Here is a 1,464-nt window from a genome sequence, read left to right as displayed (position 1 = left end):
TAAAATGTACCCTTTGTAAAGGACATTGAAAAAAAGACTATGCAGTTTTAAGGAGATGATTTCTGTATTGTACAGGGGTCATCTTCTTTAAATTCCACTGATATCTATAATGATTGTAATAGTTCATATACTGTTTTATTTCATTATTAAGCTCATCTAAATTTTGACATGACTTAATAGAGGCTTCATCTTTAAAATGGCCAAAAAATGATTCTAGTGGAGCGTTATCCCAACAGTTTCAACGTCTAGACATTGATTGAATTAAACCTAGTTTTTTTACTAGTTTTTGAAAGTCTGGGTGTGTATAATGTGTTCCTTGATCTGAATGAATAAGTGAACCTTCTACTTTCTTAAAGTTACGATTCCTTTTTAACTTTCTAAGAGTATCTGTAGCTAACTCCATTGTTATTCGGTCTGAAACATGGTATGCCAGTATTTCATTTGTTGAACTATCTAGGATTGTTGATAAATATGCCTTTTTGCCCTTACCATAGTGTAGATAGGTTATATCTGTTAGAAGAGATTTCCCAGGTACTTCTTGTTTAAATTGACGATTCAATCGGTTTGGCACAACTCTATGTTCTTTTGTAGCCTTCATCATTCGTCTGTAGGGATTTGCCTTTCTAATTGGGCAAACTATACCGTATTTTTTCATGATTCTTCGTATACGTTTCAAATTGTAGACAATCTTAAATTGACCCGCCAATGTAGTCTTGATTTGGCGTGCCCCCTTTTTATAACGTTTAAAACGATATGCTTTTAAGATATTCTCTTTTAAAATTTCATCCTTTTCATCTTGTAGCTTTCTTCGCTCTTGTGATTTATTAGAAAAGTAATGATAATAACCACTTCTTGATACACCAGCTATCTTACAAAGATAAGTTACCATATCTTTTAATTCAAACTTTTCAATTATAGAACGTACTAGAGTGTATTTTTGGCTAGGAGAAATTACTACTACTTCATCCTCCCCTCTAAGAAACGAATCTTTTTTAATAGTTCATTTTCAGCTTTAAGTAGATTAATTTCTGCTTCTAAACGAGCGTTCTTTTCCTCCAAAGTTAGTTCTCTTTTTAAAGGTCTTCTTGAGCTATCAGATCTCGTGTCACGAAGACCAAGTTCACCATTCTCTCTATATGCAGTACGCCATCTACTACCAGCAGCTTGAACTCTTTTCATTCCAATCACTTCTATATCAAATCCACACTCTTCAAATATTTGTCTCGGTAATTTTCCTTTCTTATTTTCCGAAATAAAAATACGCTTGAACTCAAGGGTGTAAGTGATCCCTTTTGTACTAACTGACTTTACGTGTTGGTTTTTGGAAAGTAGATTAATTTCTTTATCTGTAAATAATTTATCGCTCATCTAAAATTTCCCCGATCCCGTTTTTTCTAATTATAAACAAAAGTACCCTATAGAGGTCACTTTTTTTAAGTGTCTACTCTATAGGGTACATTTTAT

Annotated in this window: 1 pseudogene; it reads right to left on the bottom strand. The window is 32.8% G+C overall.

From position 1 onward, the window contains the following. Positions 1 to 37: 37 nt before the first annotated feature. Positions 38 to 1,368: pseudogene (locus RAH41_RS22370) on the bottom strand (IS3 family transposase). Positions 1,369 to 1,464 lie beyond the last annotated feature (96 nt).

This window comes from Gottfriedia acidiceleris, assembly GCF_036421055.1.
Taxonomy (GTDB): domain Bacteria; phylum Bacillota; class Bacilli; order Bacillales; family Bacillaceae_G; genus Gottfriedia; species Gottfriedia acidiceleris_C.
Note: the sequence above shows the minus strand (reverse complement) of the source record. Positions and strands in the feature narration are given on the sequence as shown.